The sequence below is a fragment of the Micromonospora sp. URMC 106 genome (assembly GCF_051386395.1).
In the GTDB taxonomy this organism is placed as follows: domain Bacteria; phylum Actinomycetota; class Actinomycetes; order Mycobacteriales; family Micromonosporaceae; genus Micromonospora.
The window spans coordinates 14,502-29,613 of the sequence record NZ_JBPQTP010000040.1 but is presented as its reverse complement, the minus strand read 5'-3'; the positions used below and the strand labels follow the sequence as shown (position 1 = coordinate 29,613).

The window sequence follows — 15,112 nt, the reverse complement described above, 5'->3', positions numbered from 1 at the left end:
GTCACACCTCCCTGGAGTCCGAGCCGGCGGCGATGTTGGCCGGCTCCCGCTCGGCGACCACGCGCCTGGTGCGCGGGCTCGGTGGTACCTGCAGGTCCATCGGGGGCAGCGGGAAGCTGCCGTGCGGCCGGTTGTCGACCTGTTCCTGGACGGTCGGCTTCGGCTGCGGCTTCCGGCTCGGCCACAGCAGCGTGGCGAGGAGCAGGATGCCGGCCGGGATGCCGACCGCGATCAGCTTGCTGCGCGAGTCCCAGTCCTCGATCGAGCGCAGGCCGGACAGGACCAGGATCCAGACCAGGTTGATCGGGAGCAGCACCTTCCAGCCGAAGCGCATGAACTGGTCGTAGCGCAGCCGGGGCAGCGTGCCCCGCAGCCAGACGAAGACGAAGACCAGCAGGACGACCTTGGCGAAGAACCAGAGCATCGGCCACCAGCCGGAGTTGGCGCCGGCCCAGATCGTGGTGATCGGCGCCGGGGCCCGCCAGCCGCCCAGGAAGAGCGTCGTGGTGACCGCGGACATGGTGACCATCGAGACGTACTCGCTGAGCATGAAGAGCGCGAACTTCAGCGAGCTGTACTCGGTCATGAAGCCCGCGACCAGCTCGGACTCCGCCTCGGGCAGGTCGAACGGCGCGCGGTTGGTCTCGCCGACGGTGGCGATGAAGAAGATGACGAAGCTGGGCAGCAGCAGGATCGCGTACCAGCCGGGGGCCGGGACCTCGACGCCCGCGATGCTCAGCCGGGTGCCGTCCGCCTGGGCGGCGACGATCCCGCTGGTGGACATCGTGCCGGCGGTCATGAACACCGCCACGATGCTCAGGCCCATGGCGACCTCGTACGAGATCATCTGGGCGCTGGAGCGCAGGCCGCCGAGGAGCGGGTAGGTCGAGCCGGAGGCCCAGCCGCCGAGCACGATGCCGTAGATGCCCATCGACGAGCAGGCCAGCAGCACCAGCACCGCCACCGGCACGTCGGTGACCTGTAGCGGCGTCCAGTGGCCGAAGATGCTCACCATCGGGCCGAACGGCACCACCGACAGCGCGGTGACCGCGCAGATCACCGAGATGGTCGGCGCGAAGAAGTAGACGACCTTGTCGGCCGCCTTCGGCAGGATGTCCTCCTTGAAGGCCATCTTGAGGCCGTCGGCGAGGGTCTGCAGCAGGCCGAACGGACCGACCTGGTTGGGGCCGGGCCGCACCGCCATCCGGCCCACGACCCGCCGCTCGAACCAGACGCCGAGCAGGGTGGCGAGCAGACCGAAGACGAAGGCGAAGACGATCTTGATGAGGACCAGCCACCACGGGTCCCGGCCGAAGTCGGCCAGCGTCGGGTCCTGGGCCAGGTAGACCGCGTTCACTGGATTGCACCCCCTGCGTTGAGGAGCGGGCCCGGGCGGTCGGTCGCGTCGGCGGCGACCGCGGCGGCGGAGATCCGGACGACCGCGCCGGACGTCGCGCCGAGGCTGCGCCGCACGGTCGCGCCGGGCGAGTTGGTCGGCAGCCAGACGACGCCGTCCGGCATCTCGGTGATCGCCGCCGGCAGGGTCAGCGCCCCCCGGTCGGTGCCCACCGTCACCGGGTCGCCGTCGGCGACGCCGAGCGCCTCCGCGGTGCCCTTGCCCAGCCGGACCACCGGCGGGCGGGCGGTGCCCGCGAGGTGCTCGTCGCCGTCGGTGAGGCTGCCCAGGTCGATCAGCTGGTGCCAGGTGGCGAGCACCGCCTCGCCGGCGCCGGGCTGCGGCACCGTGGCCGGCTCCACCGCCGGCGCGGCCGGCCGGTCGGTGCGGGTGCGCGGCAGCGCGCCCAGCTCGCGGCGGACGCTGAGCACGTCGCCGGTGCCGAGCCGCACGTCGAGCTGCGCGGCGAGCGCGTCCAGCACCCGGCCGTCCGTCATCGCGCCCGTGTTCAGCACCGCCTCGAAGGTGCGCAGCCGCCCCTCCCAGTCCAGGAAGCTGCCGGCCTTCTCCGCCACCGGGGCGACCGGGAAGACCACGTCGGCCCGGCGGGCCACCGCGCTCATCCGCTGCTCCAGGCTGACCAGGAACGGCACCGCGTCCAGGGCCGCCTCGGCCAGCCGGGGGTCGGCCAGGTCGGCCGGGTCGACCCCGGCCACCACCAGCGCGCCGAGCTGGTCGTTGGCGGCGGCGGCGAGGATGCCGTCGGTGTCCCGGCCGGCCTGGCTCGGGATCACCCCGGCCGCGACGTCCCAGGCCTCACCCAGCTCCGCCCGGGCCGCGGGCTCGGTGACCAGCCGGCCACCGGGGAGCAGGTTGGGCAGGCAGCCCGCGTCGACCGCGCCGCGGTCGCCCGCGCGCCGCGGCACCCAGGCCAGCTTCGCGCCGGTACGCCGGGCGACGTCCGCGGCGGCGGAGAGGCCGCCCGGAACGCTCGCCAGCCGCTCGCCGACGATCAGGATCGCGCCCTCGGCGCCCAGCGCCTCGGCGACCGTGGCGTGCTCGGCGAGCACGGTCGCCTCCTCGCCCGGCACCACCCGGGCCAGCTTGGCCCCGAGCTTCTCCAGGCCGCGGGTGGCGAACGGCGCGATCGCGTAGACCGTCAGCTTCTTCTTCAGGTACGCCTTGCGCAGCCGCAGGAAGAGGATCGGGCACTCCTCCTCCGGCTCCAGCCCGACCAGCACCACGGCCGGCGCGTTCTCCACGTCGGCGTACGTGACGTCGGTGACCCCGGCGACGGAGCTGGCCAGGAAGTCGGCCTCCTCACGGGAGACCGGCCGGGCCCGGAAGTCGATGTCGTTGGTGTTCAGCGCGACCCGGGCGAACTTCGCGTACGCGTAGGCGTCCTCGACGGTCAGCCGGCCGCCGGTCAGCACCGCCGTGCCCCGCCCGCCGTCCCGCGCCGCGCGCAGCCCCTCGGCCGCCACGGTCAGCGCCTCGCTCCACGACGCCTCGCGCAGCTCGCCGGTGCGCTCGTCGCGCACCAGCGGGGTGGTCAGCCGGTCGAAGGCGCGGGTGTACTGGAAGCCCCACCGCCCCTTGTCGCAGTTCCACTCCTCGTTCACCGCCGGGTCGTCGCCGGCCAGCCGCCGCAGCACCTTGCCCCGCCGCCAGTCGGTGCGCTGGGCGCACCCGGCCGAGCAGTGCTCGCAGACGCTCGGGGTGGAGACCAGGTCGAACGGGCGGGCGCGGAAGCGGTACTGGGTGCCGGTCAGCGCGCCGACCGGGCAGATCTGCACGGTGTTGCCGGAGAAGTAGGAGTTGAACGGGACGTCGCCCGCCTCCTCGCCGGGCTCCGCGCCGTACTCCTCGTCCCGGTAGATGTTGATCTCCTCGGCGGACGACCGGCCCATCAGGTCGATGAACTTGTCGCCGGCGATCTCCTCGGAGAACCGGGTGCAGCGCTGGCAGAGCACGCAGCGCTCGCGGTCGAGCAGCACCTGGGTGCTGATCGGCAGCGGCTTCGGGTACTCCCGCTTGTGCTCGTGGAACCGCGAGTCGCTGCGACCGGTGGACATCGCCTGGTTCTGCAGCGGGCACTCGCCGCCCTTGTCGCACATCGGGCAGTCGAGCGGGTGGTTGAGCAGCAGCAGCTCCATGACCCCCTCCTGCGCCTTCTTGGCGACCGCGGAGGTGAGCTGGGTGCGCACGACCATGCCGTCGGCGACGGTCTGGGTGCAGGAGGCGACCGGCTTGCGCTGCCCCTCCACCTCGACCAGACACTGACGGCACGCGCCGGCCGGGGCCAGCAGCGGGTGGTCGCAGAACCGGGGGATCTCGGTGCCCATCTGCTCGGCGACCCGGATCAGCAGCGCCCCCTTGGGGGCGGTGACCTCGACGCCGTCGATGGTGAGCGTGACGGTCTCGGGGGCCTTGACCACGTCAGTCATCAGAGCCGCCTTCCATTCGCGACTGCGGGACTCGCAAGCTCGTTCCTCGCGCTCATCAGTGCGCTCCCACCAGCTGCTTGTCCGACAGCTTCGGCGCGGTACGTCCCTCGATGTAGTCGAGGTAGTCCTGCTTGAAGTACTTCAGCGACGAGGTCACCGAGCTGGTCGCACCGTCACCCAGGCCACAGAACGAGCGGCCGAGGATGTTGTCGCAGGTGTCGAGCAGGGTGTCCAGGTCCTCGTGGGTGCCCTGGCCGGCGAGGATCCGCCGGTAGACCCGGACCATCCAGTAGTTGCCCTCGCGGCACGGGGTGCACTTGCCGCACGACTCGTGGTGGTAGAACTCCAGCCACCGGTAGGTCGCGTAGACCGGGCAGTCCTGGTCGGAGAAGATCTGGGTGGCCGTGGTGCCGAGGATCGAGCCGGCCGCCGCCACCCCCTCGAAGTCCAGCGGCACGTCCAGGTGCTCGGCGGTGAGCAGCGGCGTCGACGAGCCGCCGGGCGTCCAGAACTTCAGGTTGTGGCCGGGCTGCATGCCGCCGGCCAGCTCGATCAGCTCCCGCAGCGTGATGCCCATGGAGCACTCGTACTGGCCGGGGTTGGCGATCCGGCCGGAGAGCGAGTAGATCATCGGGCCCGAGGACTTCTCCGTGCCCATGGTCTTCCACCAGTCCGCGCCGCCCAGCACGATGTACGGCACGCTGGCGATGGTGCCGACGTTGTTGACCACGGTCGGGCTCGCGTACAGGCCGTGGGTCGCCGGGAACGGCGGGCGCAGCCGGGGCTGGCCCCGGAAGCCCTCCAGCGAGTCCAGCAGCGCCGTCTCCTCGCCGCAGATGTACGCCCCGGCGCCGGAGTGCACCACCAGGTCCAGGTCGAAGCCGCTGCCCTGGATGTTGCGGCCGAGGTAGCCCCTGGCGTACGCCTCCTGCACGGCGTTGCGCAGCCGGCGCGCGGCGTGCACCGCCTCGCCCCGGATGTAGATGTAGGCGCGGCTGGCCCGGATCGCGTACGACGCGATGATCACGCCCTCGACGAGCGAGTGCGGGTCGTGCGTCATCAGCGGGAGGTCCTTGCAGGTGCCCGGCTCGCCCTCGTCGGCGTTGACCACGAGGTAGTGCGGCTTGCCGTCGCCCTGCGGGATGAACCCCCACTTGAGACCGGTCGGGAAGCCGGCGCCGCCGCGACCGCGCAGCCCGGAGTCCTTGATCAGCTGGATCAGGTCGTCCGGGTGGGCCTTGAGCGCCTTGCGCAGGGCCGCGTAGCCGTCGAGCTTCTCGTAGGTGCCGATCCGCCAGGCGTCCGGCGACAGCCAGCGCTTGGTGAGTACCGGCGTCAGCTTGGCCAGGGTCTCCGGCCGGGGAGTGGTCACTTCTGGACCCCCGTCTCGCTCGCGCGGGCGGAGCCCGCGCCACCGGCGCCGGCCCCCGCCTCGGCTTCCTTGAGGTTGCGCTCCTGCGCCCCGGCCTCGTCGCCGGCGGGCTTGCCGTCGCCGGCCGGCGCGTTGGCCGCGGCTCCGGCGGCCTCCGCCGCCTGGGCGTCCCGGGGCGCCGGCGGCACGGCGTCCGTCGGGACCTTGGTGCCCGGCGCGTCCGGCACGGCGGTCGCCGCGTCGGGCTGCCGGGTCTCGGCGGCCCGTACCTCCGGCGACTTGTCGTCCGGCGCCTTCACGTCGCGGGTGGTGCTGCCGGCTGCCTCGGCGGCGCGGGCCGGCTCGCCGACGCCCGCGTTGGCGGCCGTACCCGGACGGGCGGCGCCGCCGTTCGACGCGGCCTTGGCCGGCTCGGTCCTGGCCGGCTCCGGGGTCGGCTTCGCGGCGGCCTCGGTCCTGGCCTTCGCCTCGGCGGCGGCCCTGTCGGCCTCGGCCTTGCTCCGGATCGGGGTGTTCGGGTCGAAGCCCGGCACCGAGATGCCGTGCTCCTGCGCCAGCCGCAGCCCGCGCAGGGTGGGCTCCCCCGGCCCGCCGTCGGCGACCGCGCCCTCGCGCTCGTCGGCGAAGCCGGCGAGCTGCACCGCCATCTCCTTGAGCGTGCAGAGCCGGGCGCCCCGGGTCGGCATCGGCCGCCCACCGGCGCGCAACTCGTCGACCACGCCGACCGCGGTCTGCGGGTCCACGCCGTCGAAGAAGTCGTAGTTGACGGTCATCACCGGCCCGTAGTCGCAGGCCGCCAGGCACTCGGCGTGCTCCAGGGTGATCTTGCCGTCGGCGGTGGTCTCGTCGTGCCCCACGCCGAGGTGCTCGGCGAGGGTGTCGTAGACCTTCTGGCCACCGAGCACGTCGCACATGGTGTTGGTGCAGACGCTGACCAGGTAGTCGCCGGTCGGCCGGCGCTTGTACATGGTGTAGAAGGTGGCCACCGCGCCGACCTGGGCCTTGTTCAGGCCCAGCACCTCGGCGCAGAACTCCACGCCGGCCGGCGAGACGTAGCCCTCCTCGGCCTGCACCAGGTGCAGCAGCGGCAGCAGCGCCGACCGGGACCGGTCGGCCGGGTAGCGGGCGATGATCTCCCGCGCCCGGGCCCGGGTCTCGTCAGTGAAAACGCTCATCGGTCACAACCACCCATCACGGGGTCCAGCGAGGCGCCGCCGGCGATCACGTCGGCGATCAGGCCGCCCTCGGCCATCGCCGGGAGGGCCTGGAGGTTGACGAAGCTCGGTTCGCGGTAGTGCACCCGGTACGGCCGGGTGCCTCCGTCGGAGACGGCGTGCACGCCCAGCTCGCCGCGGGGCGACTCGATGCCGACGTAGACCTGGCCCGGCGGCACCCGGAAGCCCTCGGTGACGAGCTTGAAGTGGTGGATCAGCGACTCCATCGACTGACCCATGATCTTCGCGACGTGCTCCAGCGAGTTGCCCATGCCGTCGACGCCGATGGCGAGCTGCGCCGGCCACGCGATCTTCTTGTCGGCGACCATCACCGGGCCCGGCCGGAGCCGGTCCAGCGCCTGCTCGACGAGCTTGAGCGACTCCCGGATCTCGGCGAGCCGGACCAGGTAGCGGCCCCACACGTCGCCGTCGGTGTGCGTCGGCACGTCGAACTCGTACGTCTCGTAGCCGCAGTACGGCATGGTCTTGCGCAGGTCCCAGGCCAGGCCGGCGGAGCGCAGCACCGGACCGGTCACGCCGAGCGCCACGCAGCCGGTCACGTCGAGCACCGCGACGTTCTTCGTCCGCTCGATCCAGATCGGCTGCCCGGAGAGGAGGTCCTCGTACTCCTTGAGCTTCTTCGGCATCAGCTTCAGGAACTCGCGGATCTTGACGATCGCCTCGTCCGGCACGTCCTGCGCCACGCCGCCCGGCCGGACGTACGCGTGGTTCATCCGCAGGCCGGTGATGATCTCGAAGATCTCGAGGATGTGCTCCCGCTCGCGGAAGCCGTACAGCATCATGTTGATCGCGCCCAGCTCCATGCCGGTGGTGGCCAGCCAGACCAGGTGCGAGGAGATCCGGTTCAGCTCCATCATCAGCACCCGGATGGTGGTCGCCCGCTCGGTGATCTGGTCGGTGATGCCGAGCAGCTTCTCCACGGCCAGCGCGTACGCCGTCTCGTTGAACAGCGGGGAGAGGTAGTCCATCCGGGTCACGAAGGTGCTGCCCTGGACCCAGTTGCGGTATTCGAGGTTCTTCTCGATGCCGGTGTGCAGGTAGCCGACGACCGAGCGGGCCTCGCGGACCGTCTCGCCCTCCAGCTCCAGGATCAGCCGGAGCACGCCGTGCGTGGACGGGTGCTGCGGGCCCATGTTGACGACGATCCGCTCGTCGTTGATCGGGTCGGTGCCCGACACGACGCTGTCCCAGTCGCCACCGGTGACGGTGAAGACCTTGCCCTCGGTGGTGTCGCGCTCGGTGGCGTAGTTCGACGTGGTCACTGGTACGACCTCCGCTGGTCCGGCGGTGGAATTTCAGCGCCCTTGTACTCGACGGGCACGCCGCCGAGCGGGTAGTCCTTGCGCTGCGGGTGCCCCTCCCAGTCGTCCGGCATGAGGATCCGGGTCAGGTTGGGGTGGCCGTCGAAGACGATGCCGAACATGTCGTACGTCTCGCGCTCCTGCCAGTCCGCCGTCGGGTAGACCGAGGTGACGCTCGGCAGGTGCGGGTCCTCGGCGGGAACCGCGGCCTCCAGCCGCACCGTGCGGCGGTAGGTCATCGAGGTGAGCTGGTAGACGACGTGCAGCCGGCGGGAGTCGGCGCCGAGGTAGTCCACCCCGGACACCGAGGAGCACAGCTCGAAGCGGAGCGCCAGGTCGTCCCGCATCACCTGGCAGACCTCGGCGATCCGTTCCGGGCGGATGTGCAGGGTCAGCTCGCCCCGGTCGACCACGACCTTCTCGATGGCGTCGCCGAAGGCCGGGTACGCCTCCTCCAGCGCGTCGCGGACCTCGTCGAAGTACCCGCCGTACGGCCGGGGGGCGTCCTCGATGGTCCGGCGCTGGCGGACCAGGCCGCCGAAGCCGGAGACGTCGCCGGAGCCCTGGTTGCCGAACATGCCGCGGCCGGCCGGGCTGGCCGGCGGGTACTCGGCCGGCGCGGTGCTGCTGGCTCCGGCCGGCGTCACCGGTACCGGCACGCCGCCGTCGTTCGCCTTGTCGTTAGGTGCGGTCACTTGACGCCCCCGTGCAGGTGGTTCTGGGCCTTCATCCAGTTCTCGATCCGCAGCTGCTCCTCGCGACCCTCGCGGACCGCCTTGGTCCACTCGGCCCGCCGGGCCTTGTCGCTGCGGTACGACGACGGCATCGAGCCGTACGGGACGACCGGGACGTCACCTCGGGCCTGGCGCGCCTCGAGCATCTTGCGGCCGTTCGGGCCGAGCGGCTCGTACATGATCTTCTCGCGCAGCTTGAGGACCGCGTCGATGAGCATCTCGGGCCGGGGCGGGCAGCCGGGGAGGTACATGTCCACCGGGACGACGTGGTCGACACCCTGCACGATGGCGTAGTTGTTGAACATGCCGCCGCTGCTGGCGCAGACGCCCATCGAGATCACCCAGCGGGGCTCCGCCATCTGGTCGTAGATCTGGCGCAGCACCGGGGCCATCTTCTGGCTCACCCGGCCGGCCACGATCATCAGGTCGGCCTGCCGGGGCGAGGCCCGGAAGACCTCCATGCCCCAGCGGCCCATGTCGTAGTGCGGGCCACCGGCGGCCATCATCTCGATCGCGCAGCAGGCCAGGCCGAAGGTGGCGCCCCAGACCGACGACTTCCGCGACCAGTTGACGAGCTTCTCCACCGAGGTGAGCAGGACACCGGCGGGGAGCTTCTCCTCGATACCCATCTGAGGTTCCTCCCTCAGTCCCAGTCCAGGCCGCCGCGCCGCCAGACGTAGGCGTAGGCGACGAAGACCGCGACGATGAACAGGACCATCTCCACGAAGCCGAAGATCGGCAGGGCGTCGAACGAGACCGCCCAGGGGTAGAGGAAGATGATCTCGATGTCGAAGACGATGAAGAGCATCGCCGTCAGGTAGAACTTGATCGGGAACCGGCCGCCGCCGACCGGCTGCGGGCTGGGCTCGATGCCGCACTCGTACGCCTCGAGCTTGGCCTTGTTGTAGCGCCGGGGACCGGCGAAGCGGGCGGCGCCCACGGAGAACAGCGCGAACCCCGCGGCGAGGGCGAACAGCCCGATGATCGGTGCGTAAGGCGAGAGCGACATCGTTTTCTCCTGCTCGTCCTTCCCTGCCCCTGGTCCTTGACAAAAATCACACTATTCACGTCCCTCGCGACGGTTGTCGGCGGGGGTCGATCTTTGTCCGCGCCGCGGCCGTCGCCGGCCGCGAACCCGGCCGTCACACGGCTGGCGCCACCTTCGTCATCGCGTTGATGACCCGGTCCATCGCGTCCCCGCCCCGGGGGTCGGTCAGGTTGGCCAGCAGCTTGAGCACGAAGCGCATCAGCATCGGGTGCGGCATGCCGTGCTTCGTGGCCATCCGCATGATCTCGGGACGGCCGATGAGCTTCACGAAGATGCCGCCGAGCCGGTAGTAGCCACCGAAGCGGGCCTTCAGCTCCGTCGGGTAGGCGGTCAGGGCACGCTCGCGCTCCGCGCCGGCCGGGCGGGCGAGCGCCTGCACGGCGATCTCCGCGGCCAGCTCGCCGGACTCCATCGCGTACGCGATGCCCTCGCCGTTGAACGGGTTGACCATGCCGCCGGAGTCGCCGACCAGCAGCACGCCCCGCGTGTAGTGCGGCACCCGGTTGAAGCCCATCGGCAGCGCGGCGCCGAGGATCGGCCCCTCCGCGTTCGCCTCGTCGGTCATGCCCCAGTCGGCCGGGGTGTTGGCCAGCCAGTCGGTGAGCAGCCGGCGGTAGTTGGTCTTGCCGAACGCGGACGAGGAGTTGAGCACGCCGAGGCCGACGTTGACCCGGCCGTCACCCAGCCCGAAGATCCAGCCGTACCCGGGCAGCAGGTTGTCGCCGCTGTCCTTGCTGCGCAGCTCCAGCCAGGACTCCAGGTAGTTGTCGTCGTGCTTGGCCGGCGAGCGGTAGTAGCGCCGGACGGCGACCCCGATCGGCCGGTCCTCCCGCTTGGCCAGCCCGAGGGCGAGCGGGAAGCGGCCGGAGACCCCGTCGGCCGCGACCACCAGCGGCGCGTGGAAGGCGGCGGGCTCCTTGTCGGGGCCGACCTCCGCCTCGACACCGACCACCCGACCGTCCGGGTCGAGCACCGGGCCGACGACGTTCACGCTGGTGCGCAGCTTGGCGCCGGCGGCGACGGCCCGCTGGGCGAGCAGGTCGTCGAAGTCCAGCCGGGTGCGCACCAGGCCGTAGTTGGGGAAGCTCGCCAGGTCGGGCCAGTCCAGCTCCAGCCGGACGCCGCCGCCGATGACCCGCAGGCCCTTGTTGCGCAGCCAGCCGGCCTCGGGCGAGGTGTCCACACCCATCCGGACCAGCTGCCGCACCGCGCGCGGGGTCAGCCCGTCGCCGCAGACCTTCTCCCGGGGGAACTCCGTCTTCTCCAGCAGCAGCACCCGTACGCCGTGCCGAGCCAGGTGGTACGCGGTAGCCGACCCACCGGGACCGGCGCCCACGACGATCACGTCGGCGTCATGCTCCACCGCGGTCATCTCGCGCCTCCTCCCGCATGCTCGTGAAATGCTTCACAAGCCAGACGGAGGGAGTCTATGACCGGCGTCATATCCCCGCCGGATCAGGGGTACCTAACTTGCCGGAAACCTGCCCGTCGAGGTCGGGACCGGGCGTCCACCGAGGTCGGACCGGGTGCCCGCCGAGGTCCGGACCGCGCGTCAGTGCCGGGCGGGGGTGGCCGCGTCCAGGCCGGCGTCGAGCCGGATCGTCTCGGGCAGGTGCTCGCGCAGCGCGCCGCCGGCGGCGCGGTCCAGCGCGGCCAGCACCTCGGCCACCACCTGACGGACGTCGGCGGGATCCGCGCCGGCCAGCTCCCTGAGCTGGGCGATGAGTTCGGCCGCGTCGTCGTCGGTGGCCTCCGCCCCGGCCGCCTGCTCTGGTCCCGTCATGGGGCGAGCTTACGGGGCAAAGTGGACCAAAAACGGATATTCACGAAAGAGACGGGTACCGCCGTAGCGGCCCCCGGCCGGGGTACCGCCGTAGCGGCCCCCCGCCGGTCAGTCGCGGACCGCCCGGTGCAGCGCCGCCAGGCCGCCGGTCAGGTTCCGCCAGGCCACCGAGCCCCAGCCCGCCGCCTGGATGCGCTGCGCCAGCGCGGCCTGGTCCGGCCAGGCCCGGATCGACTCGATCAGGTAGACGTACGCGTCGGGGTTGCTGGACACCACCCGCGCCGCCGTCGGCAGCCACCGCATCAGGTACGACAGGTAGGCGGTGCGGAAGACGGCGTTGGTGGGGTGGCTCAGCTCGCAGATCACCAACCGGCCCCCGGGCCGGGTGACCCGGGCGAACTCCCGCAGCGCCGCCTCGGTGTCGACGACGTTGCGCAGCGCGAACGAGATGGTCACCGCGTCGAAGACGCCGTCGGCGAAGGGCAACCGCAACGCGTCACCCGCCAGCAGCGGCACCGACGGACGGGTGCGCTTGCCGGCGTACAGCATGCCCAACGACAGGTCGGCGCCGACCGCGTACGCCCCGGACCGGGACAGTTCCTCGGTGGAGACACCCGTGCCCGCGCCCACGTCCAGCACCCGCTCGCCGGGGAGCAACCCGAGCGCCTGCCGGGTGGCCCGGCGCCACGCCCGGTCCCGGCCGGCCGTCATCACCGTGTTGGTCAGGTCGTAACGAGCCGCCACGCCGTCGAACATCGCGGCGACCTCGTGCGGCTGCTTGTCCAGGCCGGCGCGCTGGCCCTGCGGGGTACGGCTCACCCCTCCACTCTGCCAGCCCGGCTCCGGCCGCCGCCCGGCGGGTCGGCGGGCACGCGACAGGGGCGGGGTGGTCGCCCACCCCGCCCCTGTCCGGCGTCACTCAGTCGGTCGACTTCTCGTCGCCGGGGGCGACCAGGACGACGTCGCGCCGCCGGGAGATCAGCAGCAGCGCGCCGCCGGCCAGCAGCACGGCCGCGCCGATGCCGCCGATCAGGCCGGCCTGCACGCCGGTCACCGGCAGCCCGCCGCCGTCACCGTCCCCGCCGCCCGTGCCGCCGCCCGGGGTCGTGCTCGGGGTCGGCGTCGGCTCCCCGCTCGGGGTCGGCGTCGGGGTCGGCTGCGCCGACAGGTCGACGAACGCCTCGAAGACGGTGTGGTTGTCCGTCTCGTCGACCTCGGTGAAGGTCTTCCGCTGTGCCGGCCCGGCGACCTTCGCCTCCGCCTCCGGCTCGCCCTCGGCGGCGTCCAGCCCGTACGCGAAGAGGACGCCCTCCCGGAGCACCGGCTCGGTCACGTCGTCGCCGACGGTCACCCGCACGTCCGCCGTGTAGTACTCGCCCGGCTCGACGACGGCGCCGGAGTCCTCGCAGAACGCCTGCGCCCGGCCCTCGAAGTCCTGCTGGAGGCAGCCCTCGGGCAGCTTCGCGAAGCTGACGCCGGCCGGGAGGGAGAGGCCGTAGAAGAGGCCGGTCGCGGGCCGGCTGCCGTCGTTGTAGACCGCCCAGTCCAGCGGGACCGTCTCGCCCCGGCGGACCGGCTTCAGGTCGGGCTCGTCGGCCACCGCGCCGTTGACCACGACGTTGGCCTGGACGTCCTGCACCCAGGAGGTGAGGTCGTAGCCGGGCTTCGTCACCGTCACCGGCACGTCGACGCTGTTGTTCTCCTTGTCCGGGTCGGCGGTGGCCGAGCTGATCGTCACCTTCAGCACGCCGCCGTCGCCCCTGCGCCCGGCGCTGAACAGCGGGACGCCGAAGTCCTCGCTGGTGCCGCCCCGCAGGTCGCCGAGGAGGCAGGTGAAGCTCTTGCCGGTCACCTCGCAGCCGTCCGGGACGACGAAGCCGACCTTCTTCTTGAGGCCGCTGGTGTCCACGGTCACGGTGACGCCCTTGGCGTCGACGTCGCCCGCGAGGTTGTTGACGGTGAACTTGAACGGCTTGGCCTTGGCGGCGTCCACGCCCCTGGCGAGCTGGCCGCTGATCGGCACCAGGTCCAGATCCGCCTGGTCGGCGGCGTACGCCGGGACGGCGACGGTGGTCAGGCCGCCCGCCGCGAGGAGCGCCACGGCGCCGGCGCGGGCCAGGGCCGAGCGGTGGAACAGGGTCATCGATCCCCCGGGGGTTAGGGAAGAAACGGATGGTTGCGGAACCGAGCGGACCGTATCGAAGGTCGATGCGAACGCGCCAGCACGGGGATCATCTTTCATCCGTCCGTCCGACCCGGCCGAACGGACGGAGGGGGCGGGACGGATGCCCGTCCCGCCCCCTCCTCGGACGTCATGCGCACGGACCGCACGGGCCGAAGAGGACGGCCTGAGGCCGTCGGCTTCTCGTCCCCGGGGCGGTCACGCCCGGCGTCGGGTCGTCCCCTGAGGAGTGCCGGGTCGGCCGACCCGTCCCGGACCCGCGCACGCAAGGGACAGCGGGGGCGGGATGGTCACCCATCCCGCCCCCGCTGCCGTGCGTTATGTGAACGACCCGCGCGGGTCGATGGAGGACGACCGTCAGGCGGTCGGCTTCTCGTCGCCCGGGGTCACCAGGACGACCCGGCGGCGCCGCGCGACCACGAACATCGCCGCACCCGCGATCAGGACCGCGCCGCCGATGCCGCCGATCAGGCCGGTCTGCGGACCGGTCAGCGGCAGGCCCGGCTCCTCGCCGCCGCCGCCCGCGCCGCCCTTGGCGGTCACGACGACAGCGTACGCGTCGGTGTTGTCGGTGGCGTCCACCTCGGTGGCCGCCACGGCCTCGGCGTTGGCCGGGAGCGCGCTCTTGCCCGCGGCGCGGACGGTGCTCGCCTGGCTGCCCAGCGCCTCGACGGTGACCTGGCCACCGGTCAGGCTGCCCGCCTTGACGTCCTTGCCGACGGAGAGCAGGTGGTAGAACCGGCCGCCCGAGATCAGCTCGTCGCCGTCCTTGTCCTGCGACACCGGGATCAGGTCGGCGTCGCGGTAGGTGCAGACGAGCGAGGTCTTGGCGGTGTCGTACTCGCAGCCCTCCTCGGCCTCGGCGAAGGTCACGCCCTTGGGCAGCTTGACGCTGATCTTCAGCCCGGCGGCGGTGGCGTCACCCTGGTTGAAGGTGGAGTAGATGAGCTGGGCGGTGTCGCCGGCGCGCAGGTCACCCGCGACCTTGATCTTGTCGCCCTCGACCGTGACGGCCTTGGTGACGTCGCCCGCCACGACGGTCAGGTCCGGGCCGGTGCCCTCGACCTTGACCTTGACGGTCACCTCGTTGTTGGACTCGTCGGGGTCGGAGCCCTCGTGCAGGATGATCGCGCTGATCTGGCCGGCGTCACCCGTCGCGCCGCCCTTGCGGGTCAGCGGGAAGCCCCAGTCGATGTCCCCGCCGGCGGGCAGGGTGTCACCCTCGATGCCGCAGAGGATCAGGCCGTCCTCGCGCGGGTTGCAGCCGCTCTCGTTGATGTCGACCTTGCTGGTGTCCAACTTGCTGATGTCGAGCCCGACCACGATGCCCTTGGCGTCCACCTTGCTCTTGTTGAGCAGGGAGACGGTCGAAATCTTGCCGGGCGCGCCCACCGCGATGGTGGTGCCGCTCGCCTCGATGGCCAGGTCGGCCGAGGTGTCGGCCAGAGCCGGGGCGGCGAAGAGGCCCGCGGCCAGGATCCCGGCGGCGCCGGCGCCGGCGAACGCCAGCGCACGGTTACGGAAGATCATTGGAGAGTTCCCCCCGTGGGGTGCAGGAACGGTACGGGCCGGGACGTTAGCGGTCCGCGATCAAGCCCGCCACCCCGCCGGCCA

At 72.1% G+C, this 15,112-nt stretch carries 13 protein-coding genes; all 13 read right to left on the bottom strand.

What is annotated here, in order from left to right:
- Window position 1: 1 nt before the first annotated feature.
- On the bottom strand, window positions 2-1,357 hold the full coding sequence (nuoH, locus tag ACSNOB_RS14985) for an NADH-quinone oxidoreductase subunit NuoH (protein ID WP_436687193.1): 1,356 nt from the start codon (window positions 1,355-1,357) through the stop codon (window positions 2-4).
- Window positions 1,354-3,843, bottom strand: coding sequence for an NADH-quinone oxidoreductase subunit G (locus ACSNOB_RS14980; protein WP_436687192.1), 2,490 nt, complete (start codon window positions 3,841-3,843; stop codon window positions 1,354-1,356). Before ACSNOB_RS14980 ends, nuoH begins: the two co-directional genes overlap by 4 nt.
- 55 nt (window positions 3,844-3,898) lie before the next feature.
- Complete coding sequence (nuoF, locus tag ACSNOB_RS14975; RefSeq protein WP_393102046.1) at window positions 3,899-5,215, bottom strand: NADH-quinone oxidoreductase subunit NuoF; 1,317 nt, start codon at window positions 5,213-5,215, stop codon at window positions 3,899-3,901.
- Entirely contained in the window at window positions 5,212-6,390 is a 1,179-nt protein-coding gene (gene nuoE / locus ACSNOB_RS14970; RefSeq protein WP_436687191.1) for an NADH-quinone oxidoreductase subunit NuoE, read from the bottom strand. The genes nuoF and nuoE overlap by 4 nt, the downstream gene beginning before the upstream one ends.
- Window positions 6,387-7,712 carry an NADH-quinone oxidoreductase subunit D gene (locus tag ACSNOB_RS14965; RefSeq protein WP_393102044.1) on the bottom strand — a complete coding sequence of 442 codons (1,326 nt, stop codon included), beginning with the start codon at window positions 7,710-7,712 and terminating at the stop codon, window positions 6,387-6,389. Before ACSNOB_RS14965 ends, nuoE begins: the two co-directional genes overlap by 4 nt.
- Complete coding sequence (locus ACSNOB_RS14960) at window positions 7,709-8,446, bottom strand: NADH-quinone oxidoreductase subunit C (RefSeq protein WP_393102043.1); 738 nt, start codon at window positions 8,444-8,446, stop codon at window positions 7,709-7,711. Before ACSNOB_RS14960 ends, ACSNOB_RS14965 begins: the two co-directional genes overlap by 4 nt.
- The gene (locus ACSNOB_RS14955) at window positions 8,443-9,114 is read right to left on the bottom strand and encodes a NuoB/complex I 20 kDa subunit family protein (protein WP_393102042.1); all 672 of its coding nucleotides are present in this window, start codon (window positions 9,112-9,114) and stop codon (window positions 8,443-8,445) included. Before ACSNOB_RS14955 ends, ACSNOB_RS14960 begins: the two co-directional genes overlap by 4 nt.
- Before the next feature lie 14 nt (window positions 9,115-9,128).
- Window positions 9,129-9,494 (bottom strand): NADH-quinone oxidoreductase subunit A, encoded by a 366-nt coding sequence (locus ACSNOB_RS14950; protein WP_091099323.1) that lies wholly within the window; start codon window positions 9,492-9,494, stop codon window positions 9,129-9,131.
- Between the two features lie 133 nt (window positions 9,495-9,627).
- Window positions 9,628-10,905 carry a geranylgeranyl reductase family protein gene (locus ACSNOB_RS14945; protein ID WP_436687190.1) on the bottom strand — a complete coding sequence of 426 codons (1,278 nt, stop codon included), beginning with the start codon at window positions 10,903-10,905 and terminating at the stop codon, window positions 9,628-9,630.
- 180 nt (window positions 10,906-11,085) lie between these two features.
- Window positions 11,086-11,316, bottom strand: a complete 231-nt coding sequence (locus ACSNOB_RS14940) for a hypothetical protein (protein WP_393102040.1) — start codon at window positions 11,314-11,316, stop codon at window positions 11,086-11,088.
- A 108-nt stretch (window positions 11,317-11,424) separates the two neighbouring features.
- Complete coding sequence (locus tag ACSNOB_RS14935; protein WP_393102039.1) at window positions 11,425-12,135, bottom strand: demethylmenaquinone methyltransferase; 711 nt, start codon at window positions 12,133-12,135, stop codon at window positions 11,425-11,427.
- Between the two features lie 100 nt (window positions 12,136-12,235).
- The gene (locus ACSNOB_RS14930; RefSeq protein WP_436687189.1) at window positions 12,236-13,459 is read right to left on the bottom strand and encodes a cell wall anchor protein; all 1,224 of its coding nucleotides are present in this window, start codon (window positions 13,457-13,459) and stop codon (window positions 12,236-12,238) included.
- A gap of 396 nt (window positions 13,460-13,855) precedes the next feature.
- A complete protein-coding gene (locus ACSNOB_RS14925) occupies window positions 13,856-15,028 on the bottom strand; it encodes an LPXTG cell wall anchor domain-containing protein (RefSeq protein WP_436687188.1) in 1,173 nt (390 codons plus the stop codon).
- Window positions 15,029-15,112: the final 84 nt, after the last annotated feature.

Coding starts and splice junctions, on each gene's coding strand:
- ACSNOB_RS14980 (WP_436687192.1), bottom strand. CDS start 3,843: ATGACTGACGTGGTCAAGGCCCCCGAGACCGTCACGCTCACCATCGAC.
- nuoE (WP_436687191.1), bottom strand. CDS start 6,390: ATGAGCGTTTTCACTGACGAGACCCGGGCCCGGGCGCGGGAGATCATC.
- ACSNOB_RS14955 (WP_393102042.1), bottom strand. CDS start 9,114: ATGGGTATCGAGGAGAAGCTCCCCGCCGGTGTCCTGCTCACCTCGGTG.
- ACSNOB_RS14950 (WP_091099323.1), bottom strand. CDS start 9,494: ATGTCGCTCTCGCCTTACGCACCGATCATCGGGCTGTTCGCCCTCGCC.
- ACSNOB_RS14945 (WP_436687190.1), bottom strand. CDS start 10,905: ATGACCGCGGTGGAGCATGACGCCGACGTGATCGTCGTGGGCGCCGGT.
- ACSNOB_RS14940 (WP_393102040.1), bottom strand. CDS start 11,316: ATGACGGGACCAGAGCAGGCGGCCGGGGCGGAGGCCACCGACGACGAC.
- ACSNOB_RS14930 (WP_436687189.1), bottom strand. CDS start 13,459: ATGACCCTGTTCCACCGCTCGGCCCTGGCCCGCGCCGGCGCCGTGGCG.
- ACSNOB_RS14925 (WP_436687188.1), bottom strand. CDS start 15,028: ATGATCTTCCGTAACCGTGCGCTGGCGTTCGCCGGCGCCGGCGCCGCC.